Consider the following 26,234-nt stretch of genomic DNA (forward strand, 5'->3'; position numbering starts at 1 on the left):
AAGGGCACGCAGCCCGCCAGAAACGGGCTTAAGCCCACAGACGTACAAATGGGGCCAACTGCGTTTTTTTCAAGAGGGGTCTGACAATGGCGGCAGGCCGGGTGGTGCCGGCGGCAAACGGCCAGCGGGGGCGCCAGATACGGCTTCAGGCCCTTTTCCCGCCACAGCCAATTGCGGCATGTCGACAGTCGACACCGGCCCGGTAAGCTGGGCGCCGTGATTGCGGATGATGTCGCCAATCTTCAGCAAGACGTCTTCCTGCACATCCATGTACTCGTTGTAATCCGTGCTTTCCGTGAATGCATACAAGGACAGCTTGAGCGAATAGCTGCCACAACTGCTGAAATTGAAGGCAAAGAAATCATGCCTGATGCCTGGGTGGCTGGCCAGCAGCGCCCGGCCATCAGCCACGATGTCACGCACAGCATCCATATCGGCATAGCGGATGTGGATGTCCTCCATGATGCGCCGCGCCGTCATGCGGGTATGGTTGATCACAGACTCTGTATTGAATTTGGCGTTGGGCACGTAAAAGGGCTTGCAATCGAAGCCGATCAGCCGGGTGGCGCGCCAGCCGATATGCTCTACCCCACCCGCCAGATCAGTGCCCGGAATGATGATGTACTCACCCACCTTGAAAGGCCGGCTGGCAAAGATGGTAAGCCCACCCAGCAGGTTGGCCACCAGGCTTTGCGCAGCAAAACCCACGGCGATGCCGCCCATGCCACCAAAAGCCAGCAAGCCGGCAATCGAAAACCCCAGGGATTGCATGATCATCAGCATGGCGGTAATCACCACCGATGCTTTACTGAGTTTGCCGATGGCATCCGCCGCGGTAGGGTCGAGTTCTCGGCCGCGCGCCCGGGCACGATCCAGCAAATTAAACTGGATCTGATTGACGGCCCGCAACAAAAACCACATCCCGATCAAGATGACCAGCACATCGCGCACCGGCCCGATTCCGTGAGCCAGCACAGAACCCTCGGCCAGATCGCTATCGTGCTGCACCAACAAGCTGCCGGCAAGGGCGATTCCCAGTACCCAGATCAGCACCTGTGCCGGGATTTCTGCACCTGACAACAGACCATGCGTCCAGACGTGGCGCGCCGGCTGCAAACGCCTGACAACACGTGCCAGCAGCATCCGCAAAACGGTACCCAGCACCAGAGCGGCCAGCACCGTAAAAAAAACCAGGATACCAGCCTCCCACTCCTGGTAGATCGACATGAATTGCTGGAGCAGGGTGTGTGTCATCAAATTGCTTTTCCTTATTTGTCCAAGGGTTGATCACCAGTGTAACGGCCCTATTGGAGACATTTCAAACCGGACCCCGCCGCAAAAATCGGGATACGATCGCCCGCGGAACACACAAGCCCAGGCGGGACATTGCAGTTGCATTATTTGCAAAGGCAAATAAGCGCTATTTGCAATACTCATGCTTCCATACCCTTAAGCATTGAGCATTTGTACCGTTACCCGAAACGAGGCCTGGCGTACTTCTGATACGCATGACAACCTTACTGGCCACCGGAGAGACACACCTTATGTTCAAGCACCGAGCCCCCAAGGGCCGCCTGACCCGTGCAACACTGGGTACCCAACTGTTTATTGCTGCCACGCTTAGCACGATTCTTGTGATGGCGGCCCTTGCTGCCACGGTTACCTGGCAAAGCCGGCAAACAGCCATTGCCAATGTCAGCGCCGCCAACCGGATGGGCTTGCAGGATTACAACCGGATCCTGCAGCTGATCTACGACATCGCTTTGGATCGCGGGCGTTCGCTGTATCCGGTGTTGCTTCGCTACACGGGCGGCACGCCAACCCTGCAAGGCAGCAGCCGCAACGGCCAGCCCATTATGGTGGCCAATGGCAAAGAGCTTAATGGCGACAAGGCCTTGATGAACAGCGTCACCGGCATGACAGCCGAGCTCTACGCCCGAACCCAAGATGGCTGGATGCGCATCGCCAGCGCCTACCAGGACAAACCCGGCCACGCCCTGGGTGATATGCTGAAAGCGGATGATCCCATTGCCCGTGCCCTGGACAGCGGCACAACTGCCGACCTGCCCGAGTTGGTGGACAACAAATGGAACCTGGTGACCACCCATCCCTTAAAGGATGACAGCGGCAAGGTCTACGGCGGTATCGTCAATCGGCTGGATATCAGCGCCCAACTCGACCCTGTCCTGAAAGACCTGACCGAAACCATGCTGGCAGGCTTCGGACAACTGTTTGTCATTCGTTCCACCCCGGACAACCAAGACTGGGTCCGTGTAGCCGGCATGTTTGGCAAGCCGGGTGATTTGCTCAGTGCGGGTAACCCGCCTGACGATTTTGCCACCCTGAACAGTACGTTTCGCAGCGCCGACATCGGCGCCCAGGCGGTGCACGTCACCAACCAACCCATCTTTTTGTCCTGGAAATCCATCCCCCGCTGGGGCTGGACCATCTACGGCTTTGGACCCGTCAGTGATTACCTGGCCCAGAGCACACGCCAGATGTGGATTCAGCTGGGCCTAATGCTGGTGGGTACGCTTCTGATCGCCCTGGCCATCTTCTGGCTGGCACGCCGCACTTTAAAACCCGTGGACGGGGTAGTCAGGGGCTTGCAACGCCTGGGCCAGGGAGACCTTGGCCAGGAGATCCCCGACAGCCCGGCCCAAAGCCACAACGAAGTGCACCTGCTGCAAAGCAGCCTGAAAGAAACCCAGCAGGCACTGCGCACCATGATCAGCCAGGTACGGTACAGCGTGGGCGAAATCCATACTGGCGCCCAGGAGATCGCCTCGGGCAATACGGACTTATCCAGCCGAACCGAACAGCAAGCGGCGTCGCTGCAGGAAACCGCAGCCAGCATGGAAGAGCTGGCCTCCACGGTGCGCCAGAATGCCGACAACGCCAGGCAAGCCAAAGAACTGGCCTCCAGCGCTTCAAACACTGCCCATCAGGGTGAACAGGCGGTTGAGGGCATGGTTGGCACCATGCAAAAAATCCAGGACAGCTCTGTTCGGATCACCGACATTATTGGTGTGATCGACAGCATCGCGTTTCAAACCAACATTCTGGCGCTCAATGCAGCGGTCGAGGCGGCCCGGGCAGGAGAACAGGGCAAAGGCTTTGCTGTGGTGGCCTCCGAGGTACGTGCCCTGGCACAGCGTTCGGCCGATGCGGCCCGCGAGATCAAGGGCCTGATCACACACTCATCAGAACAGATCCAGGCAGGCACCCATCAGGCGGATACTGCGGGCACCATCATGCAAGAGGTGCTGAGTGCGGTCGATCGGGTCAGTCAGATCATGGCGGATATCGCCTCTGCATCCAACGAACAATCCACCGGGATTGATCAGGTCAACCTGGCCGTCACCCAGATGGATCAAGTCACCCAGCAAAATGCCGCACTGGTGCAAGAAGCGGCCGCGGCAGCAGATTCATTGCGCGACCAGGCTCGACAATTGGCCCAAAGCGTTGCCGTATTCCAGACGGGAGAACCCCACGCCGAGGAAACCTCGGCTGCGCAACCCGCTCTTTGGGCCCCTGCACAGCGGTTGCTACAAGCCTGACACCCCCGCTACATAAAATGCATGCTGTTATCCGCTGCCGACATCACCCTAGTATCGGGTAACGGCAGCAGGATACAGCTGTTTTTTTGAACTCCTGATACCTCCGTAAGGATAATGGTTCTTATTTGCCTTACAATTATCTTGAATTCATTTTCGAGAGCTTGAGCATGAAAACCTCCTCACGTCGTCAATTTTTGCGTGGCAGCACTGTGCTGGGCGCCAGCGCTTTACTGGGTATCCCGGTCTTGCACAGTGCCCGTGCAGCCGATGCCCAGACGTTGGTGCTGTATAACGGCCAGCACTCCAAAACCACCAATGCTCTGGTGGCAGCCTTTACCAAGGCCACGGGCATCCAGGTGGAGATCCGCAAAGGCAGCAGTACACAGCTGGCCAACCAGATTATCGAGGAAGGTGAACACTCTCCGGCTGACGTTTTTTACGCGGAAGAAAGCCCCCCGGTGGCTGCTCTCGCCGAAAAAAGCCTGTTGGCCACCTTGCCCAAGAGTACGCTTGACCAGGTAATGCCCGCCTACATCGCCCGGGATAACACCTGGACAGGCGTCAGCGCCCGCAACCGCGTCATCGTATTTAACAAGGACATGGTCAAGACATCCGAGCTGCCGGCTTCCGTCATGGACATGGCCACAGCCACCTGGAAAGATCGTGTCGGATTTGTGCCCACCAGCGGTTCATTTCAAGAGCAGATCATCGCCATCAAGCTGCTTAAGGGCCGCGATGCCGCTCTCAATTGGCTCAAGGGTCTCAAAGAATTTGGCCGCATCTACAACGGCAACATGGCTGCCATGCGTGCCGTTGAGCGCGGCGAAGTCGCCACGGCGCTGGTCAACAATTACTACTGGTTTATCGTGGCCAATGAAGTTGGTGCCAACAACATGAAAGCCGGCTTGCATTATGCAGCGCCCAAAGACCCTGGTGGGCTGATCACCGTCTCTGCTGCTGGCGTGCTTAAAACCGCTCGCAATGCCGAGGCGGCGCAAAAGTTCGTGGCATTCATGGTAAGCCAGGCGGGACAAGAGGCTATCGTGGATACCGTTGCCGAATACCCGCTACGGCCCGGCGTCAAATCGCCATTCGACCTCAAGCCCTTCGACCAACTCATGCCTCCTGACGTCAGCCCTGCCGACCTCGGGGACGCCGCCGACGCACTGGCACTGCGCCGGGAGGCCGGCTTGGCGTGACGCGAACTGGTTTTTTGGCGGGTCGACGGCCCGCCATGCCGCCCGCCTGGATGACCTTTGCCGCACTGTTGCCAGTGGGCCTGGTCATCCTGCCCTTGATCTATATTGCTCTGCGTACTGCTCAAACCGGCCTGGCCGGCGCAGCCGCAGAGCTTTTTCGTGCCCGCAACCTTGAGCTGCTGACCAACACCGTTACCCTGGCTGTGGGTGTCATGCTGCTGGCCTCAGTGATCGGCCTGTCCGTGGCATGGTGTGTCGAGCGCACCGATTTGCCGGGACGCCGTTTCTGGCGCGTTGCCGCCGGCCTGCCGCTGGCCGTCCCCGCCTTTGTTTCCAGCTATGCATGGGCCTCGATCAACGTGGTGTTTCAGAATCTCGGGGGCGCCATCCTCATTTTGGCCTTATCCACCTACCCCCTGGTATATCTGCCAGTGGCCGCTGCGCTGCGCAGCACCGACCCAGGCCTCGAGGATGTCTGTCGATCCTTGGGCCACGGGCCCTGGCACGCTTTTACACACGCCCTGCTGCCGCAACTGCTGCCCGCACTGGGCGGTGGCGCGTTGCTGGTACTGACTCATATGTTTGCCGAGTTTGGCGCACTGGCCCTGTTACGGGTGCAAACCTTTACCACAGCCATCTTCGAATCCTACGAACTGCAGTTTGACAGCGCCTCGGCCGCCATGCAGTCGATCGTCCTGATGTTGCTGTGTATCCCTGCCGCCTGGGCCGAAATGCGTCTACGGGCAGGCCGGCGCGTTGCACGCGTAGGGCGCGGCGCCACACGCCAGTCACAAGCCATTGTGCTGGGCCGCAAAACCTGGCCTGTTTTGGGCGCCTTCGGATTTTTGGGCCTGGTGTCCCTGGGGGTGCCTCTATCCATTCTGGTGTACTGGCTGGTAAAGGGGAGCTCGGCCGGCCGGGGCTATGAGGATATTCTCCCAGCCATCGAGGGCACGCTAACTCTGGCCGGCTCAGGTGCATTGCTGACCAGCCTGCTAGCGATTCCCCTGGTATTGGTGGCAAGCCGACATCGCGGCTATCTGGCCCAGATTGCCGAACGCCTGCCCTACATTGTGCATGGCCTCCCGGGCGTCGTGGTGGCCCTGGCGCTGGTGTTTCTCTCGATCCGGCTGGTGCCGTCGCTGTACCAGAGTATGACGGTATTGCTGATTGCCTACGCCATCCTGTTTTTACCACTGGCACAATCATCGCTGCGCGCCTCCATCGAACTGGTGCCCCCGCAGATCGAATCCATCGCACGCAGCCTGGGACGACGCCCTTTTCATGTGTTCCTGACGGTGATCCTGCCCAATATTGCGCCGGGCATAGGCGCTGCGCTGGCACTGATGATGCTGGAGATTGTGCGCGAACTCACCGCCACGCTGATGCTGGCCCCCACAGGCACCGTTACACTGGCCACTGAGGTCTGGACATACACCGCCGACGCCGAATATGCAGCTGCAGCCCCATTTGCAGCTCTGCTGGTGCTGGTGTCAATCTTGCCCGTCTGGGTCTTTACCCGCCGCATGCTGCACCATGGACACTAAGACTGCACACCCCATGATCCTCTCGGGGATCCACAAATACTTTGGCCGCACCGAAGTGCTGGCTGGTATCGACCTGAGCATCCCTGCCGGATCCGTGCTGGCGTTGCTGGGGCCCTCGGGCTGCGGCAAAACCACATTGCTGCGCCTGATTGCGGGCTTTGATCCCCTGGACGAGGGCCAGATCGCCTTTGGCGGGCGCACCATGGCCACGGCCAGAACCTGCGTGCCCCCCGAACAACGCGCCATCGGTTATGTGCCCCAGGAAGGCACCCTGTTTCCGCACCTGACCGTCGAAGGCAATATCCGCTTTGGCCTAACGCGCCGCTCGGGACGGCACGAGCGCGTCAAAGAAGTACTGGCGCTTACCGGCCTGTCTGGTCTGGGCCAGCGCTTTCCGCACGAGCTCTCGGGCGGCCAACAGCAGCGTGTCGCCCTGGCACGCGCCCTGGCCCCAGGCCCCTCTCTGGTGCTGCTGGACGAACCTTTTAATGCTCTGGATCTGGATCTGCGGCGCAGTATGTGCGAAGAGGTCATTCGGGTACTGCGACAAACGGGCACCATGACCGTACTGGTAACACACGACCCCGGAGAAGCCTTTGCAGTGTCCGACCAATTGGCAGTGATGCAATCGGGCCGCATCATGCAATGCGCCCGGCCCGAGGATGTGTACTGGCAGCCCGCCAGCGCAGCGGTGGCCCGCCTGACGGGTGCCGCCCTGTTTGTGTCAGGCCAATGCCGCAGCGACGGCACCGCATACTGCGCACTGGGCGACGTCCACCTGCATGCCGGCAGCCCCTGTCAGGCGGGCGCCGCCCAGATTGTGGTGCGCCCCGAGCAGGTGCAGTGGACGGAATCCGGATCAGGCGTCGCCGCGCGCGTCAGCTATCGCTCGTTTCGCGGCGATCACACCCTGATCGGCGTGGATCTCAAAGACCTTTGCCTGGATCTGCGTATGCCCTCTTTAACAGCGCCAGCATTGGGCGCGCAGGGCTGCCTTCGGGTATTGGGCAAGTGCATGGCCTACGCCGACGCCTGAGACCCGGAACGGGCAACTCACCCCAAGCAGGTGCAGCGACCGAGGCTACGCCCACACCGGCCGCTTATGCCTCTATCGGGCACCCGCTATGAAACCGGAACTCAGGATCGGGCGACAACACCAGGTGTTGCTCAAGTGTCCGGATTTTTTCAATCGAACGCGCAACATCCGCTGCCTCGCCAAAGCGTTGGGCGAAATCCAGATAGCGTAGATAATGCCGAGCCTCGGATTGCAACAAGCCCGCGTAAAACGTGGCCAGATCATCATCAAGATGCGGCACCAGTGCGGCAAAGCGCTCGCAGGAGCGGGCCTCGATAAAGGCGCCCACAATCAAGGTGTCGACCAGCTTGGCGGGATCATGTGTGCGCACTGCAGCGCGCAGGCCCGCCGCATACCGGCTGGGCGTCAGGGGCCGCAAGGCCACCCCACGCTGCTTGATGATCCGCAGCACTTGCTCGTAGTGCACCAGCTCTTCGCGCGCCAGCTTGGATAAAGCAGTGGCAAGGGCTGGGTCGTCGCCATAGCGGGCGATCACACTCATGGCCGCCGCGGCCGCTTTCAGCTCGCAATTACGATGATCCAGCAACAGCACATCCAACTGCGTCAGGGCTGTCCGCACCCAGGCATCAGGTGTGGGACAGCCCAGGAAGGCCAGAAGGTCGGCAGGGATCAGCGAGGCAGCGAATGGGTCAGACATTAAACAAGAAATTATGATGCATCTTATTGATAAATAACAATCTCACGAAGTAAAATGGTGATTTATACTCATTTTCGTACTCATTTCTGTGACGGCTTCTTTTTGGATAGCGCCTTGGCGTGCTTGGCAGCAGATTCTGAATAACGGGATCCAGGCAGAACCTCATCTCTAATGCTTACACAGCCATTTACACAGGACGTCGTTGGTCCGTCACAGGTTCTCGACGGAAACTTCAGCACCCGTCGATTGCAGCAAACTCACCAGACGCCTGGCCTGAGATTTGGGGGTCGCGATCACCAGTAACCTCTGCGCACGCGAGACACCAACATAAATTTTGCGAACTTCTTCATTATCAGCCGCCCCCATCTGATCAACAAGTGAGTCCATGATGCTCTTCGCCGTGGCCGGTGATAGCACAACACAAACCGCGGGAAACTCCATTCCCTTCACGCTGTGGATAGTGTGGGCGGCATGCCCCGTGCGGGGGGCGTTGATCAACGCATTGGCAAGATCCTCATTCCGGCGCAAACGTTGACTGATGGTTTGTTCACTATCAGCGGGCAAACACGGCGCGAGCAGTTGACGGGCATACGCAAGCCAGGCATCTGCTGTAGCGAAGCGCACCGGATCGAATCGCAAGGCTTCGGCGACTTGCAGCACATGTGGACGCCAGGCACCAGGTGTCAACCCCAATTCAGCTATATATTGATGGTAGGTTTTCCCGACTGCGCGACCTTCCAATTCCAGCAGAATCTTGTGAAGATTCTCGAGCGCCTCCTTCCTGCCGCCCAGCTCGAACGAGAAGTGGTAATTGCTGACGGCCATTGCCAACCGATAGCTGAGATTCCTTACGCCGCTGTCGGCTGGGTATCCTAACGCGTTCGCACCCGTTCGTCTCGTGGCGGCCAACACCGGGCACTGGCGCGCATCAAACCCCATGGACGTCGTCAGTTCCCGAAACCTAGCACCAACTACATTGGGAACACTCTTCCCAGAATACGAGAGCACCTGAACTGCAACCGTTTCGTCCTTGTACTCACCAATAGCATCATCAATACCACCGCTCACCCCTCGGACGCGAAAAGCAGCAACCGCTCTCGAAATATGTGCGCTGGATCGAAAATTCCCAGTCAAAGCAAGGCGCGCACTCTCTTGAAAGCCTTGAGCGAAGTCAGCTAATTCATCAGTCACGCTTCCTCGGAATCCGTAGATCGCCTGATTTGGATCACAAATCACCTTGACCGGTATGCCAGCATCGCGTAACCACGCGATAATCTCCAAGTCTAACGGATTACAGTCCTGCGCCTCATCGACAACCAACTCTCGAAAACGAGCGGCTAGCGCTCTGGACAAGATCGCCGATGATGTCTGGTCCCGTAGTCGAACAAGGGATATCTCACGCGCATCATCGAAATCCAGTTCCCCCCGTTTGAGGAAACGCGCACGGACCGTCCGAGCTATTGTTTCATAGGCCGCGATCTGCCCCTTGAATCCTAGCCGAGCGACCGAGCGTTCAATAGAGTCACCTGTCGCACGATCGAAACAGCTTAGCGGTAGCGCCTGTGCACCCGCAAAAGGCTGCACGAGCCAGTCTTTCTTATCCGGGATCAGGCGAGGCCGTACGGAGCATCCTGGGGTGCCGCCAAATGGGGCGATCAGGTATTGCCACAGGAACGCGTCGAACGTGCCAATGAAGTGGGGAAACGATGGTGCCTCAATTAGCCCTTCCCGCTGCAAGCGTGTCTCCAGCTCAGATATCGCTGCAGTCGTGAACGATAGAAACGCGACACCTTTCCCCTTTACCCGATCAGCAAGAAGGCGACGAGCTCGCTCAACGAGTACGCGGGTCTTCCCTGCACCTGGGCAGGCGGAGATGAACGCGGAGCCTTCATACGCGATGACTCGCGCCTGCTGCTCCGTTGGTCGGAAAATCTCAATACTCATGCAGCCAGGGAGTTGATTGCACGTTGAAGATAGTCAGGCACAAGGAACTCCTGCCCCCTACCGATATCCTCCGCCAACAACTGAGCAAAATCACCCTTGCGCGTTGTTTCGAACAGTTTCTGAATCGCTGCAGCTTGGGCATCTCCGGTAAGAGCCACTGCGTCATCCCATTTTTCTCCAGAACGGGGATGTAGCTTCAGGTAGGAGTCCTTCATCAACGCCCCATTCCCGTTCCTGACCAGCTCAGTCTCCAGTGAATAATCGTTTATCACAACCTCGAAGATGTCAGATGCACCCAGGCGGGCGACGACTGCATCCAGGCTGTTCTTCCGTAGCGCGCCTGGCGAAACAGCACCGGCCGCTAGGTTGAAGCCATCTCCATCAGTCAGCACGACCAGTCTGTCCGCGATACACACGCCCTGAACAGAGGTTAGGAGTAACTTGACGTACGGCTCGAAATCCACGCCATCAATCGGGACGAACACAGCCGATCGGAAACGTCTCAGTTTTTCCACGTCATCCCTGAGAACAAATTTCTTAGCAAGGACAGGTAATAGCAAAGCTTCCGCGATCCCTTCCACAAGAAGCACACGACCACCGAACAGTAGTGCCGATTTGGTCACATCAAGGTAGCGATCCACCTTGCGACGCTCGACATCGTCGAGGGCTAGCTCAGCCAATGGAATGCATCGCGTTACCCGCCGCGAAGAGAAGTTAGATGCCGTACCATCGACAGCAGACATGGCAACAACATCATCGGAGGTCACCATTTCAGCACGCCTCGGGGGATTTGCTTGAGCAGCACGGAAGAAAACGAGCTGTGTGCTTTCCACCCACGCCGACAAGTTCGGGGAGTGAGTTGCGACTATGACCTGCAACTCGCCAGCAGGACCATCCTGGCGCAAGTTTGCTTGCCGAGACTTCTCGGCCTGCTCCTCTAAGAAACTCAACACTGCGGCCTGGAGCTGTGGGTGTAGGTGGGCTTCTGGTTCCTCAACCAGGAATATGGTCAGATCCGCGTCATTGACCTTTTCCAGTTCAACAGCGATCGTTGCCATGTAAAGCAGGTTTACATACCCATTGCCCGAATAACGAAGATCCTCCGGCTCGACACCATGATCTGCGAGCTTGAATCGCAGATCTCGCGCGATATCGATTAACTTCTCATTGTTGGCAAAACCAAGTGCAGCGGCCTGCCTGCGCACGCCCGCCGTAAGCGAGCTCAATCCAACCTCTACCGCCCCACTGACTTTTTCGAGGATATCTGCATCGGAATTCCGACGTAGTGCTTTTGCAAGCGCTTCCGGGTCCCCGCCATCGAGAAAGTGGTTCAGGAGCGCGTAAATACGCGTTGGGTTTCCAGATGCAAGTGCCCGTTTCGCATCACGGAGCGGGGGCAAGTACACATGCCGAATCATGTCGTGGCTACCAGCCTCCGGCACGCCTTGGTGCTGCCCGCTCCACAGCACTGGACGAACTGGAAAACGTCCAGCGCTCTCATCGTACTTCAAGCCAAAGACACACCCGGAGATTGCCTGATCTGATGCTGCAGTGATCAGACGCCCCTGTTGCCCAGGGCTAAGATCAGTAAAGTTTCCTATAATTTCGAACTTACGATCTACGCCGCCAAACCGAATATCTGTAGGCTCACAGTACAACTCACGCCGACCGCCAAGAGGCATGGTCAACAAGCGGATGGCATCTATCGCATTGCTCTTGCCGCCATTGTTCTCCCCAACCAGAATCGTCAAGTCTCTACAAAGCGGAATTTCCGCATGCTCAAAAGATCGAAAATTCTCCAGTGTGAGTTTCTCGAGATACATGGCTTCCTCATGTTCGCTTAAGCTCGCCAATGATATCTGAGCATTGAAACAAGCATTAATCGAAATCAATGCTCATTTGAATGCTCGCGCGCATAAAAACCATCATTGCTTGAATACATGCCGAGCTCCTTGGCCTCGCCCTGGCGGCTGCACCCCTGGGTTTTCATGGCGAAGCTCCGTCATCAAACGATATACTTGGTTACGATCATAGCGCGTAATCTGCCGGATTTCCTGGTTGCTCAAACCAGGCTCACCCCGCCTGGCACGCTCCATCAGGATGCTAAGCACACGAACCTTGGCCGCGTCCCAATCGATACGACGGCGTTTCTCGCCCTGCCCATCGCCCTTCAATCGGCGATACAGCGCCGGTGACAGACACCAATAAGCCCCTCTGCCCGTGCCCCCATGCTCGACATAGCCATTGGATTCCATGCCGGACAAACGTTCCCGGATTTCGGCTTCACTACGCTGGCACAAAACTGCGGCCGCTGCGGTATCTACCTCGGGATGCTGGCGCAAGTGGCCCAACAACAGCAGTTCATCCACGCCCAGGATCCGGCCTTTCTCCGCTTCTTCAGCGACAAAAAGACGCATGGCAGCATCGAACTCCCGCTTGGCAAAACTGATCAGTACAGAATCACCGATCTCGCGAATCACCGGTGGCTCCTTGCCTTCCACTAGCAACGATGAAAACATTCGGTTGATGCCGAGATTGCTGCGGTTGACCAAGCGCAAGCGGGTGAGCGCCTCTACCAGCAAGGGATTCCGGGCCGCAGGCTGATGGTGCAGGATATTCTCGGGCGTAATACCTGCGATAAACCCGCCATTGTTGCTGATCTCTAGCCGGTCACGGTACAGCTTTACCATCACCGGCCCCGCAATCCGCAGATCCGCGTGACAAAATGCGTTCATCAGCGCCTCGCGCAAGGCAATTTCTGGCCAGGTGCGATATTCGTAGTGGAACAGGCCCTGCTTGTAGGTCGTGATCGGGTTGAACGGCAACAGTAGCTCTTCCAGCCGCTGCACCGCCAGGGGCAACGCACTGACACGGTCTTCACGATTGGCGTAATCGGTATCGGAGGCCATGTGCAAAAAGGTCCATCCGTGGCCGGGCACGTGTTCGCGAATCGCCTCCTCCGTTCCCGCCAAGAGCAGCGCTGCTCGGGTCAAGCTGCCGTTCTTGATCAGACCCAGGGTACGCAAAAGCTCTATATCACCTAGCCCGAGAAGCTCATCGGGTGCGCGTTCCCGACGCGCCTGATTCCGCAAGGCCTCCAGCGCAGTCGCCGACAGAAACCGAGGATTGGCTTCAGCAACAAGCTGGCCGGTATAGTCTGACTCGCCCGTTTCCACGCCAATCTTGCGGCGCAGTGTACCGGTCAGAGGCTGGCAATCCTTACCGATTCGGATGGTGCCTTTGCCGGCGCTATCGGTATAGGGTGGCATGCCTGGATGAATCTGCATCAAAAACAGGCGCCCGGTGCCCTCCGACACCGGCAACTCTTCAAACACAGGCATGATTTTCGGATCAGTCTGATCGTAGACCGCCGCCTTGAGCATATTGGTGTCAATTTCCGGTGGAACACCCAGAATCGCCCTACCGCGCCCCTTCACCCGATCAGCAACACCAAACACAACTGTGCCACCGCCACCATTGGCCATGCACACGGCCATTTGCACCAAGGTCCTCACAGCCTTGTCTCGGCTTTGCGTGTCCCATTGCTTGAAGTCGAGATCCTGGTCTTCCAGGTCATCCGCAACGCACAGTTCCAACTCTGGCAGCAGGGCTTCTATCTGGGCTACGGAACGCATGAATGGCCCCCCATCAATGGATATTTTGTGTCTGCATTCATAGTAGCCATGAATGCAAATTGTCCAACACGCTGTTGGACATCTTTTGCCTGGCAGCACCATGCGCGGCACGTGGCCGCAACTCGATGCCAATCAGAGAGGATGGACGCATCTGTCATCTGATTGTCCCCAAGCCGCAGCCCCTGATTTCTACCGAAATCCAGCGCAGCGGCCACATTCTTTGTGCTCTGGCGCAGCAGCACAAAGAATGTAGAAAACCCTTTGGGGACAGGAGAAATCTTAGCTGCGTCCATCTGAAGATACTGTTCACACCGTGATAGAACTATGACACCAGTCCGCGATGCCCCTGTCACCAAGATGTAGCAAATTTGGGCACACCGCGTGCTTATAACGTCAAAACATGATGTCGACATTGCGTAGAAACGTATACTGTAACGTGACACTGGGCGCCTCTCTTTTTGCTTTCTATAAATTACTCTCAGATCAGCGCCGTATATCCCTATCACTATCAGTAATACTGTCGAATGTAGCTGTAGGCCTTCTCGAACAGCTCTTCATCCGCATGCAGCTTGTATTTGAAGAGAGCCTTTCGTAGCGCCTTCTTGACCTCACGCTCGCCGGCCTGCGTGCCTTGCCAGCCCGGGAAGCGGACGAGGCGCACGATCTCGTCGATATCCGCCACCACGCGCTCGACCATGATGGGCGTCTCGGCGGTCTTCACTTCATTGAACAGTTCGGTCAGCGCCGCCTTGCCGCGATCCTCGTCCTCTTCGGGCGGGACCGCCTTCTCGGCCTGCAGCGTCTCCTTGGCGATCTCCAGCAACTGCTTCAGAAACTCGACGCTGTTGATCTGACCGGATTCGAAGCGGTCCTTCAGCGCATCAAGCCGTTCCGACAGCTTCTTGAACTTGGGGTTGCCGCCATGCCCGCGCAGCCGGCACTTGAGCTTGATCTCGATCTCCTTGGCCTTCTTCGGGTCTGGGTTCGACAGCACCGCTTCCAGCAGATCAGCGTCCAGCACCAAGGTGTCGAGGTCATCCCGCACGGCGTCGACATGCACGTTCTGGTGGATCAGCTCGATGGTTTTTGCGCCCAGCGAATGCCAGATCAGCTTGCCCTGGCCACTGGAGGGCTGCACCGACTGGTACACCTGAGACAGCCACTTGTAGTCCTTCTCGAAGGGGCCCAGTACGGTGTCCGGTGACAGCGCCTCCCAGATCTTGTTGAGCACGCTGTACTTGGCGGCAAAGTTGTCTCGCACCTCATCGTTGGGCAGGCGCTGCTGCGCAGCGATCAGGCCCTCGTAGCCTTGCAAGCTGCGGTCGCAGCCGGCGAAGAACGCCAGGCATTTCTGCATCGCCTCAGGCAGCTCGTCCTTCAACTCCTGGATGTTGCTGACCACCTGCTTGACGCTCTGGTCGTCGAATTCCAGCGCTGCTGCCACGTCATCGAAGATGCCTAGGTAGTCGACGATCAGGCCGTGGGTCTTCTGCTCGGAGTAAGTACGGTTCACCCGGCAGATGGCCTGCAGCAGCGTGTGGTCACGCAACGGCTTGTCCAGGTACATGGCCTGCAGGATCGGCGCGTCGAAGCCGGTCAGCAGCTTGGCCGTGACGATGATCAGCTTCAGCGGGTCGATCGGGTCGCGGAAGCGATCGAGCAGTCGCTCTTCTGCGTCGCGGCTTCGGTCGTAGGGCGCGTACTCTGGGTGCTCCTTCTTGTCAGACGCCTGCACCGACATGACAATGTCTGTAGCCTCGGGCGGCAGCAGTTTGTCCAGCTCGGCCTTGAACAGCAGGCAGGACTCCCGGTCGAAGGTGACGATCTGCCCCTTGAAGCCGTTGGGTTCCACCTTGGTCTGATAGTGCTCGACGATGTCCTCGCAGATCTTGCGGATGCGCTCGGGCGTTTTCACCAGCACCGCCATCTTGGCGGCGGTCTTGGACAGGTTGTCTTTATCCAGGTCAGACAGGCCGCCGGTCAAATTTTTGTACGCAGCATCCAGCGCCGTCTTGTCGATATGCAGGTCAATCAGGCGCGGCTCAAAGTGCAGTTGCAGCGTAGCACCGTCGCGGATCGACTCCTCGAAGCCGTACCGGCTCATGTAGCCTTTCTCGTCTTCGTCGGCGCCGAAGGCGTAGAAGGTGTTGCGGTCGGCACGGTTGATCGGCGTGCCGGTCAGGCCAAACAAAAACGCGTTGGGCAGGGCCTCGCGCATCTTGCGGCCCAGGTCGCCTTCCTGGGTGCGGTGGGCCTCGTCCACCAGGGCGATGATGTTGCTGCGCTCGTTCAGCGCACCCGTGGCCTCACCAAACTTGAAGATGGTGGTGATGATGATCTTGCGCACGTCCTGCGCCAGGAGTTGCTGCAGCTTCTCGCGGCTGTCAGCCTTTTCCAGATTGGGGATGTCCGCGCCGGTAAAGGTGCCGGTAATCTGGCTGTCCAGGTCAATGCGATCCACCACGATTAGCACCGTGGGGTTCTTCAGCCCGGCGTGCATACGCAGCTTCTGCGCTGCAAACACCATCAGCAGCGATTTGCCAGAGCCCTGAAAATGCCAAATCAAACCCTTCTTGGGGGTGCCCGCCAGCACACGCTCCACGATCTTGTTGGCCGCTTCATACTGCTGGTAGCGACAGATGATCTTGATGCGCTGCTTTTTCTTGTTGGTGGCGAACAGGGTGAAATTGCTGAGGATGTCCAGCATCATCTGCGGGCGCAACATGCTCTCGGCTGACAGCTTGAGGGATTTCAGCGGGTGATGCTGACCATCCTCCCCGTTGTCATCCAGATGCCACGGCCCCCAGTCCTTGACGGGCAGGCCGATGGAACCATAGCGGTAGGCCTTGCCCTCGGTGGCCACAGAGAACACATTGCAAACGAACAGTTCTGGCACGAACTTCTCGTAGTCGTCGTGCACCTGCACCGCACCATCGACCCAGCTGATGCACTTCTTGACCGGCGTCTTGGCCTCGATCAGCGCCAACGGCAGACCATTCACTAACAGCACCAGATCAGCGCGGCGTTCGGTAGGGCCCGCGCGGTAGATGAACTGCTGGGTGACGATGTACTGGTTCTGCGCCAGATCATCCAGGTCGATCAACCGCACCGGCACATGCTCGTTGTTGTGACCGAAGGGCATAGAGCGCTCACCGCGCATCCAGGCGGTCATTTCCTCGTTGGCGCGGATCAGCCCATCCGAGCGCACCGAGAGCACAATGGCCCGCAGTTTGTGGAGCACTTCATCTGCGCGGTCCGGGGCAGCAGCGATTTCCGGGTTCAGGCGAATCAGTGCATCACGCAGCCAGGGTTCAACCAGCACTTCCTGAATCTGGCGCGGCACCTCAGCCGGAGCAGCGTAGCGCCAGCCGATGCCTTTGGGGCTGGGACCGTAGCTGGCTTGAGGTTCCTGGACAGTGTTGGCCGGGACGGCCTTGATAGGGCCAGCGAGCAGATCGCGGACGTAGGCTTCGACAGTATTAGCCTCGTTAAACATTTGTTCGCCCCCCAGCGAACGCTGCCGCAGATATTTGTGTAATGAGCGAACGTGTTGCAGCCATTCGTTCGCGCTGCAGGACCACTGCTGCTCTTAGGTCGTGTAGTTGCTCACGTGCAGCACGCTGAGCATCAAGCTTCGGAAGCCTGAAGGGCATTTTCAGCAAATTGGCACGGTTAATTTTCTTCATGCTCGCACTTGTTCCCGCAGCAATTCGCATCAGAAATTCGCGGGAGGAAGTGGTCTGAAGTACGGCCTCTAGGTAAATTGGATCAATGACGTCCGGATTCGGTTTCAGCCTCATCATCGTGTCTGGGAACGACACATCATCTCGTTCATCATCAAAAATTCCGACGTAGCCAACTCTGTCTGGTGTGTTGGAACGCGAAATGAGCAAATCACCTTTTGACAGCTTTGCTGAAAGCATTTTGCTGGTTGGCTCCACGGGCTTGAAGTCGCCAGTCACGTAACCATGCCGCGATAGCGCAGCAAGTCCCAAGACGAAATAGCCAGTGCCAGCCTCTCTTGGAGGAGCACTGCATCCGCTATCTGGGGACCCCAGCAGTACCTCGCCGAGGAGGACATTCTTGGCGACGCCCGCAGTGTTATTTCCAATCGCCTCGTTCTTGAATGACTGGAGCAAACACTCCGCTGCTTTGATGCTGTGCTCTTGAGCTTGACTGGCATCAGTCGCGGTACGGAGCAGACTTACAAGTGACGCCTGCTCATCCAGCGGCGGCAATGCAAACTCGAAGACCGCCAAACTCGTCCAGTTGGTGCGGGGGCTCAACGAGCCAGCCGACGTACTCACCGCGTGATCAAAAAAGGCGTCGGTCTGGCAAATGAAGGGCAGCAGCTCTGGCAGCAAAACCTGCGCGTCCTTGGTCTCCAACACATAGATGTCACCGGAGCACACCCCAGAGAAATCCGCCACAGCCACCTTGCGCTGGTAAGCACGTCGCTTGCCGAACAGCACCTGCCCAGGTTGAAGCACGCTGGTGAAGGTCACGCCGTCAGCGACGCTGCCCCAACGGCGAATACGCAAGTCACCGGGTTCGAGATGCTCCAGGCCGACGTAGCGTTCAATGCCATCGGCCAACGGATCTTGACTGCGTGCTTTCGAGAGGCGCACCACGTCGCCGAATTTCACCCGACGCCAGCCTGGTTTTAATTCCTTATTGTTCATCATTCTTGTCTCACAAACGGTGCGGCATAGCCGAAGTATTCCTTTTGAGCCGTGCGCCGCACATCCCAACGCCTCGTATGTCCAACAGGACGCTCCCGTTGATCGGTATGCGTAAGGACCAAACGTTTCTTGGCACGAGAAACCCCGACGAAATAGGCGCATCGGTTTTCATCCTGATTACCAAAGAAAATTTCGTTTTCGACAGCCATGATGATGACTGAATCGAATTCAAGACCCTTGCTCTTATGAATGGTTAGTATCCGCACCGCTTGGTCGTCTGAGAACCGCTCAAGGGCTTTGGCCAAATCAGGTTCTAGCTTCAGCAACTCTTCGATCCTGGCCTTGGTATCCCGGACAACCTGTTTCAACCGATCGTGTGACTCGTAGTCTGGGGAAAGCGACACCAGTGTTTCGACACTGACTTGCTTCAGGAATGCTCGGACAAACTCCCACCAGCCAGCGAAAGGCTCGTCGACCAGCTCGGCAATGGCTATCTCTTTTCGTTGCTGCTTGACGAGCCGATCAAGGTCCTTGCGCGCGTTTGACTGAATCTCTTCATCAGCAAACGGGATGAGCTGATTCATGAGCCGAATCCAGGCCTTGGGCTCGCGCTGACCATATAGGCAGGACAGATAGTCCACAATCAAACGTGCAGCCGGCTCGACCGTGATGTCCTGCATCTGCTGCTCGTTACGGAAGGGGATGCCACGTGCCTCCAATGCCGCCATCAGATGATCGGCGTACAGGTCGAGCTGATTACGAATCAGGACCGCGATTTCCGCAGGAGGCAGCTGCTCGGTCTTTATCCAGCCTGCAATCAGGTCCGCTAGGTAATCAGCCTCCTTGCAGCTGTCTTCGAAGCGCCACGCAAATATCTCGCCTTCGTCGCCGGCAAGCTGCTCATCGGGCATGACAGAAGATGGGTCAAGCTTGCGAATGATCTCGTTTTGCAGACGCAACAGTCGCGGCTTTGAGCGAAAGTTGCGGTACATATTGAGCGGAGCAGCGGCAAAATCGGCAACGAAAGCCTGAAAGATGCCGTCCATTGCTCCCGCCCAACCCATGATCTTCTGTTTGGTGTCACCCACAGCTGTCAAGCGAATGTTCGTACCTTGAAAAGCGAGCTTGAGCAGCTCGTACTGCAGGTTGGTACAGTCCTGGAATTCGTCGAGGAACACGTCGCTGTAGGTTTGACGGATGGCGTTCCGCGCGACTGCAGACTGCCGCAGAATCTGGATCGCAAACGGCACCAGATCGGAAAACTCGATCAAGGTCCGTGATGGAGCAGGCTTTCGATCTGCAATTTTGTACCCAACATCCAGCGCATACTCGCCCGTCAGCACCGGACGGAAACGATCAATGATGCGCTTGGCAAACGCGTGGAAGGTATAGCTATCAAACCGCATGGCAAGTTCTGAACCACAGCGGCGCTTGACACGCTCTTTCAGGTTGCTACTGGCATCAACCTTGAACGAAATGGCCAGAATCCGTTTGGGGTAACGACAAGTGCCCGTGCACAGCAGGAAGTCTGCCCGCTGCGCAAGCATTTCAGTTTTACCCGCTCCTGGGCCTGCTGTCAGCGCGAGGCTGCGCGCCCGCTCCCTGGCTGCCAGTAATGCATTCGGTTCAAGGGTCAACCCATCTGCAGGCTTCCAGGCATCGACCGCAATCACTCCGGCAACTCCCCGAGCTTGGCGATGACGGCATCAACCAATCTGTTCAGCGATACTGGCATGCCAGTCAGCAATTCTTCATCAGTCAGCTGAGCCAGCGCATCAATATGGGCTGCGGGTTTGCTACCAAGCTTGAAGCGCTGATGGTAGGAGTTGAATAGTTTTTGTTCGTCTTCGCTGTACTGGCTTGCGTCGTGGTGACTTTTACCCAAGACAGCTTTGATCGTTGATTCCTCGGGATCTTCCTCTGCCACCCCATACGCATCGGGATATGCAAGCAACATAGCGAAATCTAGATCCATGGGGTATGAGAAGTACACATCTCGATCCTCAAGCAGATCAAGGTAATGGTCGTAGTCGCGGACCAAGCCCTTTATTGAGTCCCATTTTGGAATGACGTGATCCTTCGGTAACTTCTGTTCTGGCCGATACTTTTCGAGCTGGTCATTCACGTACTTGATCCGTCCCCATCCAGCTTGGTAGCGCGCCACATCCAGATCAAGCAATGTCAGATAAGGAATTTGCAGGGCGGAAAGAAGGCGCCAGAAGTGGTTGACATGCCTACCTCCCAAAGGCGCAATCGTGACGGCGGACTCATCAACGGGCGCGCCTTTGGCCTGAAGGAGACGTGGCAACACAATTTCTTCGCTATCACCTTCGCCGAGAACTACAAGGCGCGAAAAATAGATCTCGGGAAAAGCCTGGACGGCTTCACGCACGAATTTGTGCGCTTCGTCCGTGCTTTCCGGCAGTTGAATGTGCGTGACACGCGATGTCCGCTCCTGGGTCAGCCGCAGATAGCGGATACGTTCCGGGGGGACGCGCCGCAGCATCGACGGCGCATGGGTCGCAATCAGTGCTTGTGCGTCACCATAGTTGGTCATCTCGTTGAGCGCATTGACGATCCGCCCAAGGTAGTGCGGCGAGAGGCTGTTTTCTGGCTCTTCGACCGCCACCACCGTAAACACGGGCGGGCGCAGCTTGTCTGCGTCGAATGAATTGTCATCTTCAGCCAGGACAGCGCGACTGATGGCTTGCGAGGACAGCACGAGCGACAGATACAGCATCGACTTCTGGCCGTCGCTCAACCGCGAGAAATCGACCAACTGCTCGTCATGGCCTGGTGTGAAAGACACCGACATGTGCCGCAGCAAGGCCTCGATCTCAGACGCAACAAAAGTGAGCTTGGGGTCGGCGAAGAAGCTTCCCTTGTGCAAAGCACTCCATGCCGTTTTCAAACTTATGCTGAACGCATTGATTGATGGATTGGCCGCCAAGCTGTCGCTAATTTGATCGGTCAGACCCTTGATGACACTTCGCTCTGAATCCCAGTTCACCGCACGCAGCATGCGTCCCAGCAATGCATTGGCGCCATAGGCAATGTGATCAGCGGGATCACGGCGTGCGGGCAGGTAGTGAACGCGGATATGGTTGCGTTCAGATCGGTGTACTTGAGCGGTGGTCAGTGGCGAGCCATCAGCATTGATGTCCAGCACATAGAGCATGCTTTCCTCGATGTCCCCATCCAACCCCATGGTGGCGTTGAGGCGGAAACGCACGCGCGGCGTGCCGTCGACTTCGTCGAGGCGCATGTGTCCGAAATGAGGCGCAACCGTGCTGTTGTCCGCGTCGTCTTCGAGTTCTGGGAACAGAAAGTCAGCCTCGATCCATAGCTGGCGCTCAGCCGGTGGCGCCTCCTCATCGAATAGGACATGAAAGTCCGAGCGCAGGATTTGTCGCAGTGATGGATCAAAGGCGAAGAGCCGACACAAGGCCTGAAGCGCGGCGGTTTTGCCAGATCCATTGGGCCCGATCAGGTAAGTAATTTCCTCCAGCGGAACCTCGGTGGGCGCCGCACCGAAAGACTGGAAGTTCGATAGCCGGATCATCTGAAGCTTCATTGGGTGTCCTCAGCCTTGGAAAGCCCATTCAGTGTTTCCACCAACGCGTCCATCTGCTGCCAGAACGCGCGCCCTTCGGTTTGCCATGTATCCCAAGCGGAGCGCAGTGATACCACTTCACCATCGCCGTCCGCAGTGACGGCGGAGGAGATACGCTTCACGTACAGCGGGATCGAGAGGTTGCCCGCATTGGCACCAATGTCGGCCAGTGTTGCGACCTTAGCGAAACTAGGCACATCCGAAAATTCGTCGAAAGCACTTAGGATGCGCTGCTGGTGCTCAGGCTTAAGGAAGCTCTGCGCCCGTTCACGGGTGACCTCGTTCACCGCGTCGATGAAGATCACCTTTCCCTTGCGAGCGGCGAATTTCTTGCGGTTGCAGATGACGATGCACGACTCCATTGGCGAGTTGTAGAACAGGTTGGGGCCTAAGCCGATGACGGCCTCAACCCAGTCTTGCTCGACCATCTTGACGCGCATGGACTGCTCTTCGTTGCGGAACAGCACACCGTGGGGCCAGAGCACGGCACTACGCCCCTTGGTGGTAAGGCTGGTCAGGATGTGCTGCTGGAAGGCGTAATCGGCGCGGCCCTGCGGCGGCGTTCCTAGCGAATTGCGGCCCCACTTGTCACTGCTCCAGGCCTCGCGATTCCACTGCTTGATGGAGTATGGCGGGTTGGCCAGGATCACATCGAACTGGCGCAAGCGGTCGCCTTCGATGTGCTTTGGTTTGGCCAGGGTGTCGCCCCGGATGATTTCGAAGTCCTCCACACCGTGCAGGAACAGGTTCATGCGCGCGATGGACGAAGTAATCAGGTTGCGCTCCTGCCCATAGAGCTTCAGCGTGCGGTATTCGCCGCCCGAGCGCTTCACTTCGTCCAGCGCCGAAATCAGCATGCCGCCGGTGCCACAGGTAGGGTCGTAGATCGACTCGCCCGCCTGAGGCGCCAAAAGCTGGGTCATCAGGTGAACGACAGTGCGGTTGGTGTAGAACTCAGCCGCCGTGTGACCGGAGTCGTCCGCGAACTTCTTGATCAGGTACTCGTATGCGTTGCCGAGTTCGTCCTCAGGCACATTGGCCACCGACAGCATCTGAGTGGAGAAGTGCTCGATCAGGTTTTTCAGCGTTTCGTCGGGCAGGCGCTCGCGGTTGGTCCAGGGCGCATCACCGAAGATGCCGTCGAGCAGATCCGGGTTGGCGGTCTCGATGGCGCGCATGGCCTTCTGAATAGCAGCACCGACGTTCTTGGGTGCTTGGCGTATATCGTTCCAGTGCGCACCCTCAGGAATCTGGAAGCGATGGTTCTCCGCAAACTGCGCATAGGAGAGGTCGCCACCTGAATTCGCTAGCGCCGCCTGGTATTCCTCGTTCCAGACATCCGACACGCGCTTGTAGAACAGCAGCGGGAAGATGAACTGCTTGTAGTCGCCCGCGTCGATGAGGCCGCGCAAAAGTACGGCGGCGCCCCACAGATAGCTTTCGAGTTCTTGTTGGCTGATGCATTTTCTTGGGTGACTCATTTCAGCCATCCCCCTTCAGTCATGACCTGCGCCAGCCGCTCTTCGGCTTCACGGCAGTGGGTGAGAGCGTCCTTGAATGCCGCGATAGCATCGGGCAGCGGTGGGATGTCTTCCTGCAATGGCGGCAGCACATAGCGCGAAATGTTCAGCGTCCAGTCCTCGGCTTTGATCTCGTCGAGGCTGACCACGCGGACTGCGTCCTGCACATCGGCAAAGCCGCGATACCAGCCGAGGATTTCGGCGGCGTGCTCGGACTCCAGATAGTTTTGCGCACGGCCCCGACGGAACAGTCGTGAGGCATCGGCGATTAGCACCTTCTTCTTGTGCTTGGCCGGCTTGCGCTTACGCAGGACCAGGATGCACGCAGCCAGGCCGGTGCCGTAGAACAGGTTGGGCGCCAAGCCGATCACGGCCTCGACCAGATCCATCTCTAGTAGCTTCTGGCGGATGTTGCCTTCCACACCTTTGCGGAACAGAGCGCCCTGGGGCAGCACCACGCCCATCCGACCGCTAACGTCGGCCATCGACTTGACCATGTGCTGCACCCACGCGAAGTCACCGCTGGATGAGGGTGGTAGGCCAGCAAAATTGCGGCCGAAGGAATCGTTCAGCCACAGATCTTCGCCCCACTTTTCCAGCGAAAACGGCGGGTTGGCGATGACGCAGTCGAACATGGCCAGTCGGTCGCCCTCGAAGAAGGCTGGGTTGCGCAGCGTGTCGCCACGCACCACCTGGAAGTCCTCGATGCCGTGGAGGAACAAGTTCATCCGCGCGATGGACGAGGTAGTGAGGTTCTTCTCTTGCCCGTACAGCTTGCCCCAAAGCCGCTTCACGTCACCATGTTGTTCCTTCACGTGCTGCACGGCTGCGAGCAACATACCGCCGGTCCCGCAGGCCGGGTCGTAGATGGTCTCGGCTTCCTTGGGACCTAGCATGCCGATCATCAACCGCACCACGCTGCGCGGGGTGTAGAACTCGCCGGCCTTCTTGTTGGTGGCGTCGGCGAACTTCTTGATCAGGTACTCATAGGCGTCGCCAAGCAGATCCGAAGCGACGTTCTTGTTGCCAAACGGCAGTTTGGAGAAGTGCTCGATCAGGTCCCTGAGCAGGGCATCCGAAAGCCGCTCTTTGTTTGACCACTGGGCATCGCCGAACACGCCGTACAGAGTGTCTGGGTTGGCTTTCTCGATCTCGCGCATCGCGCGCTGAAGGACCGCCCCAACATTGCTGGCCTTGGTGCGAACGTCGTTCCAGTGGCAGTCTTCCGGGATCTGGAAGCGGTGCGACTCCGGAAACCAGGCCAGTTGCTCATCGCCAGTCTCATCAATGATCTCCTGGTACTCCTCGTCCCAGACATCGCAGATGCGCTTGAAGAACAGCAGCGGAAAAATGTAGGTTTTGAAGTCAGCTGCATCTACTGGACCGCGCAAAATATTGGCGGATTCCCAAAGGTGACCTTCAACCTGACTAGCCGTTATCTTTGAAGGCACAACATTCATTTCGACGACACCTCGTCCAGTTGAGGATAGAGCGGCATATCGAAAATCAAACTGTGTTGCTTGGCATACTCAAGGACCAACACCTCCACCATAGACGCAACCGATCGCCGTTCGCGTTCCGCTGCCATCCTCAAAAGATGCTTGATATCAGCAGATGTGCGAATAGAAAGGGTCTCATCCTTGCGGCGTGACATAGTCGGTGATCTCGTGACGGCGACGTAGCGCCAATGTACTGCATGTTACATTACTTCACAAACCAAACTCAGCCACCGCTACCCATCCGAGACAGGTCTTGCTTCCCAAGATCACGCGCATGCTCCATTTGGAACTCTGATGTAGCGCCCTTTATCGGACGCACACCAGCGATCGCAACCGGTCGTAGGGCGTCACCTGTTGCCTGTCTCGCCTGCCCATAATACCGGCGCGTCTTGGCCGATACGTGTCCCAGCCCCTGGCTGACAACGTCCCCAGCATGGGTACGTTTCATATCCGCTGCCCATTGGTGTCGAAAACAATATGCAGTTACAGCGTGAGGATGTTTTGGCCATAAACACTCAGCCAGACGGCGGATCTCCACGGTGAAATTTCCGACATGTTCAATTTGTACAGTCACAGGCGCAGCACTACCGCTGGCATCAAGCTCGCCGGTGATAGCCTGAACCAGAGGATGGGAATCATTGGCCCGATAGGCGATTAGCCGGTAAGGCTGACCCTGCCGATCATTGACTTTGGCCCCCTTAACACGGAAAACAATCTGATCTTCAGGGTAACGCTCACGCCAGACAACCACACCGAACGCAAGCTCCGCTGGACGACATCCAGTCAATGCGGCCACCAGCATTGCAAGACCATATTTCCCATTCCTTGCACGCTGACAGATCTGCTGCCGCCAATCGGCTGGAAGTCCACGCAGCGCCTTCCGCTTGCTGATTCGCTTGCTTCGTGTCGACGTGAAGCCCCGCTTTTGTTGCTCGCGATACTGGATCAACAGATCACGATGACCTTGCCAGCTACTGATCTGGTGAGAGTCAAGCTGACCTCCCGCCCGGCGACGAAACTCTTCCTCTGACATCAATTTCCGATGCTGCGTTGCCAATAGGTAGCGGACCGCTGCCATCCGTTTGTGATACGTGGAAGACCGTGAGGTGGTCAACACCACGTCCATCAGCCTCATACCAGACTGTGTAGCTCTATTGACTAATCCCCAGGTTACCTTCGCATAATCAACTTTTGTTCGCTTAGATACGGTCCCTATAGGATCCCTACCCCGACAAATCTCGTCAAACACGCCTTGAGACTCAAAGACCAGCATAGACACATCATCGTCAACGGCCAACATGG

General features: G+C 57.5%; 17 protein-coding genes. 4 read left to right on the forward strand and 13 right to left on the reverse strand.

From position 1 onward, the window contains the following. Positions 1-69: 69 nt before the first annotated feature. Entirely contained in the window at positions 70-1,254 is a 1,185-nt protein-coding gene (locus ABS758_RS00645; protein WP_350379701.1) for a mechanosensitive ion channel family protein, read from the reverse strand. Positions 1,255-1,508: 254 nt separating this feature from the next. On the opposite strand from ABS758_RS00645, the gene ABS758_RS00650 reads away from it, so the two are divergent. From ABS758_RS00650 to ABS758_RS00665, 4 genes are all read left to right on the forward strand, one after another. Then, positions 1,509-3,560, forward strand: coding sequence for a methyl-accepting chemotaxis protein (locus tag ABS758_RS00650; RefSeq protein ID WP_350379702.1), 2,052 nt, complete (start codon positions 1,509-1,511; stop codon positions 3,558-3,560). A 167-nt stretch (positions 3,561-3,727) separates the two neighbouring features. Next, positions 3,728-4,759, forward strand: a complete 1,032-nt coding sequence (locus tag ABS758_RS00655; RefSeq protein ID WP_350379704.1) for an extracellular solute-binding protein — start codon at positions 3,728-3,730, stop codon at positions 4,757-4,759. A 35-nt stretch (positions 4,760-4,794) separates the two neighbouring features. Beyond that, complete coding sequence (locus ABS758_RS00660) at positions 4,795-6,306, forward strand: ABC transporter permease (RefSeq protein WP_350379706.1); 1,512 nt, start codon at positions 4,795-4,797, stop codon at positions 6,304-6,306. After that, complete coding sequence (locus tag ABS758_RS00665) at positions 6,296-7,342, forward strand: ABC transporter ATP-binding protein (RefSeq protein ID WP_350379707.1); 1,047 nt, start codon at positions 6,296-6,298, stop codon at positions 7,340-7,342. The genes ABS758_RS00660 and ABS758_RS00665 overlap by 11 nt, the downstream gene beginning before the upstream one ends. A gap of 64 nt (positions 7,343-7,406) precedes the next feature. Here the strand turns inward: ABS758_RS00665 and ABS758_RS00670 are convergent, their stop codons facing one another. The 12 genes from ABS758_RS00670 to ABS758_RS00725 form a co-directional block, all read right to left on the reverse strand. Then, positions 7,407-8,039, reverse strand: a complete 633-nt coding sequence (locus ABS758_RS00670) for a MiaE family protein (RefSeq protein WP_350379709.1) — start codon at positions 8,037-8,039, stop codon at positions 7,407-7,409. 210 nt (positions 8,040-8,249) lie between these two features. Continuing rightward, a complete protein-coding gene (locus ABS758_RS00675; protein ID WP_350379712.1) occupies positions 8,250-9,983 on the reverse strand; it encodes a UvrD-helicase domain-containing protein in 1,734 nt (577 codons plus the stop codon). Further along, a complete protein-coding gene (locus ABS758_RS00680; RefSeq protein ID WP_350379714.1) occupies positions 9,980-11,875 on the reverse strand; it encodes an ATP-dependent nuclease in 1,896 nt (631 codons plus the stop codon). Before ABS758_RS00680 ends, ABS758_RS00675 begins: the two co-directional genes overlap by 4 nt. A 33-nt stretch (positions 11,876-11,908) precedes the next feature. Continuing rightward, positions 11,909-13,618, reverse strand: a complete 1,710-nt coding sequence (locus ABS758_RS00685) for an RNA-binding domain-containing protein (protein WP_350379715.1) — start codon at positions 13,616-13,618, stop codon at positions 11,909-11,911. A 508-nt stretch (positions 13,619-14,126) separates the two neighbouring features. After that, positions 14,127-17,114 carry a type I restriction endonuclease subunit R gene (locus tag ABS758_RS00690; protein WP_350379717.1) on the reverse strand — a complete coding sequence of 996 codons (2,988 nt, stop codon included), beginning with the start codon at positions 17,112-17,114 and terminating at the stop codon, positions 14,127-14,129. After that, positions 17,107-18,303, reverse strand: a complete 1,197-nt coding sequence (locus tag ABS758_RS00695; RefSeq protein WP_350379719.1) for a restriction endonuclease subunit S — start codon at positions 18,301-18,303, stop codon at positions 17,107-17,109. The genes ABS758_RS00690 and ABS758_RS00695 overlap by 8 nt, the downstream gene beginning before the upstream one ends. Continuing rightward, positions 18,300-19,973, reverse strand: coding sequence for a UvrD-helicase domain-containing protein (locus ABS758_RS00700; RefSeq protein WP_350379721.1), 1,674 nt, complete (start codon positions 19,971-19,973; stop codon positions 18,300-18,302). Before ABS758_RS00700 ends, ABS758_RS00695 begins: the two co-directional genes overlap by 4 nt. Then, positions 19,970-21,874: an ATP-dependent nuclease gene (locus ABS758_RS00705; protein ID WP_350379724.1), complete on the reverse strand. Its 1,905-nt coding sequence runs from the start codon at positions 21,872-21,874 to the stop codon at positions 19,970-19,972. The genes ABS758_RS00700 and ABS758_RS00705 overlap by 4 nt, the downstream gene beginning before the upstream one ends. Then, entirely contained in the window at positions 21,871-23,403 is a 1,533-nt protein-coding gene (locus ABS758_RS00710) for a type I restriction-modification system subunit M (protein ID WP_350379727.1), read from the reverse strand. The genes ABS758_RS00705 and ABS758_RS00710 overlap by 4 nt, the downstream gene beginning before the upstream one ends. Continuing rightward, a complete protein-coding gene (locus ABS758_RS00715; protein WP_350379730.1) occupies positions 23,391-24,893 on the reverse strand; it encodes a type I restriction-modification system subunit M in 1,503 nt (500 codons plus the stop codon). Before ABS758_RS00715 ends, ABS758_RS00710 begins: the two co-directional genes overlap by 13 nt. After that, positions 24,890-25,087 carry a hypothetical protein gene (locus tag ABS758_RS00720; RefSeq protein WP_350379732.1) on the reverse strand — a complete coding sequence of 66 codons (198 nt, stop codon included), beginning with the start codon at positions 25,085-25,087 and terminating at the stop codon, positions 24,890-24,892. Before ABS758_RS00720 ends, ABS758_RS00715 begins: the two co-directional genes overlap by 4 nt. 68 nt (positions 25,088-25,155) lie before the next feature. Continuing rightward, positions 25,156-26,232 (reverse strand): site-specific integrase, encoded by a 1,077-nt coding sequence (locus ABS758_RS00725; protein ID WP_350379735.1) that lies wholly within the window; start codon positions 26,230-26,232, stop codon positions 25,156-25,158. Positions 26,233-26,234: the final 2 nt, after the last annotated feature.

It is taken from the genome of Castellaniella sp. FW104-7C03 (assembly GCF_040276085.1).
Classification (GTDB): Bacteria; Pseudomonadota; Gammaproteobacteria; order Burkholderiales; family Burkholderiaceae_B; genus Castellaniella.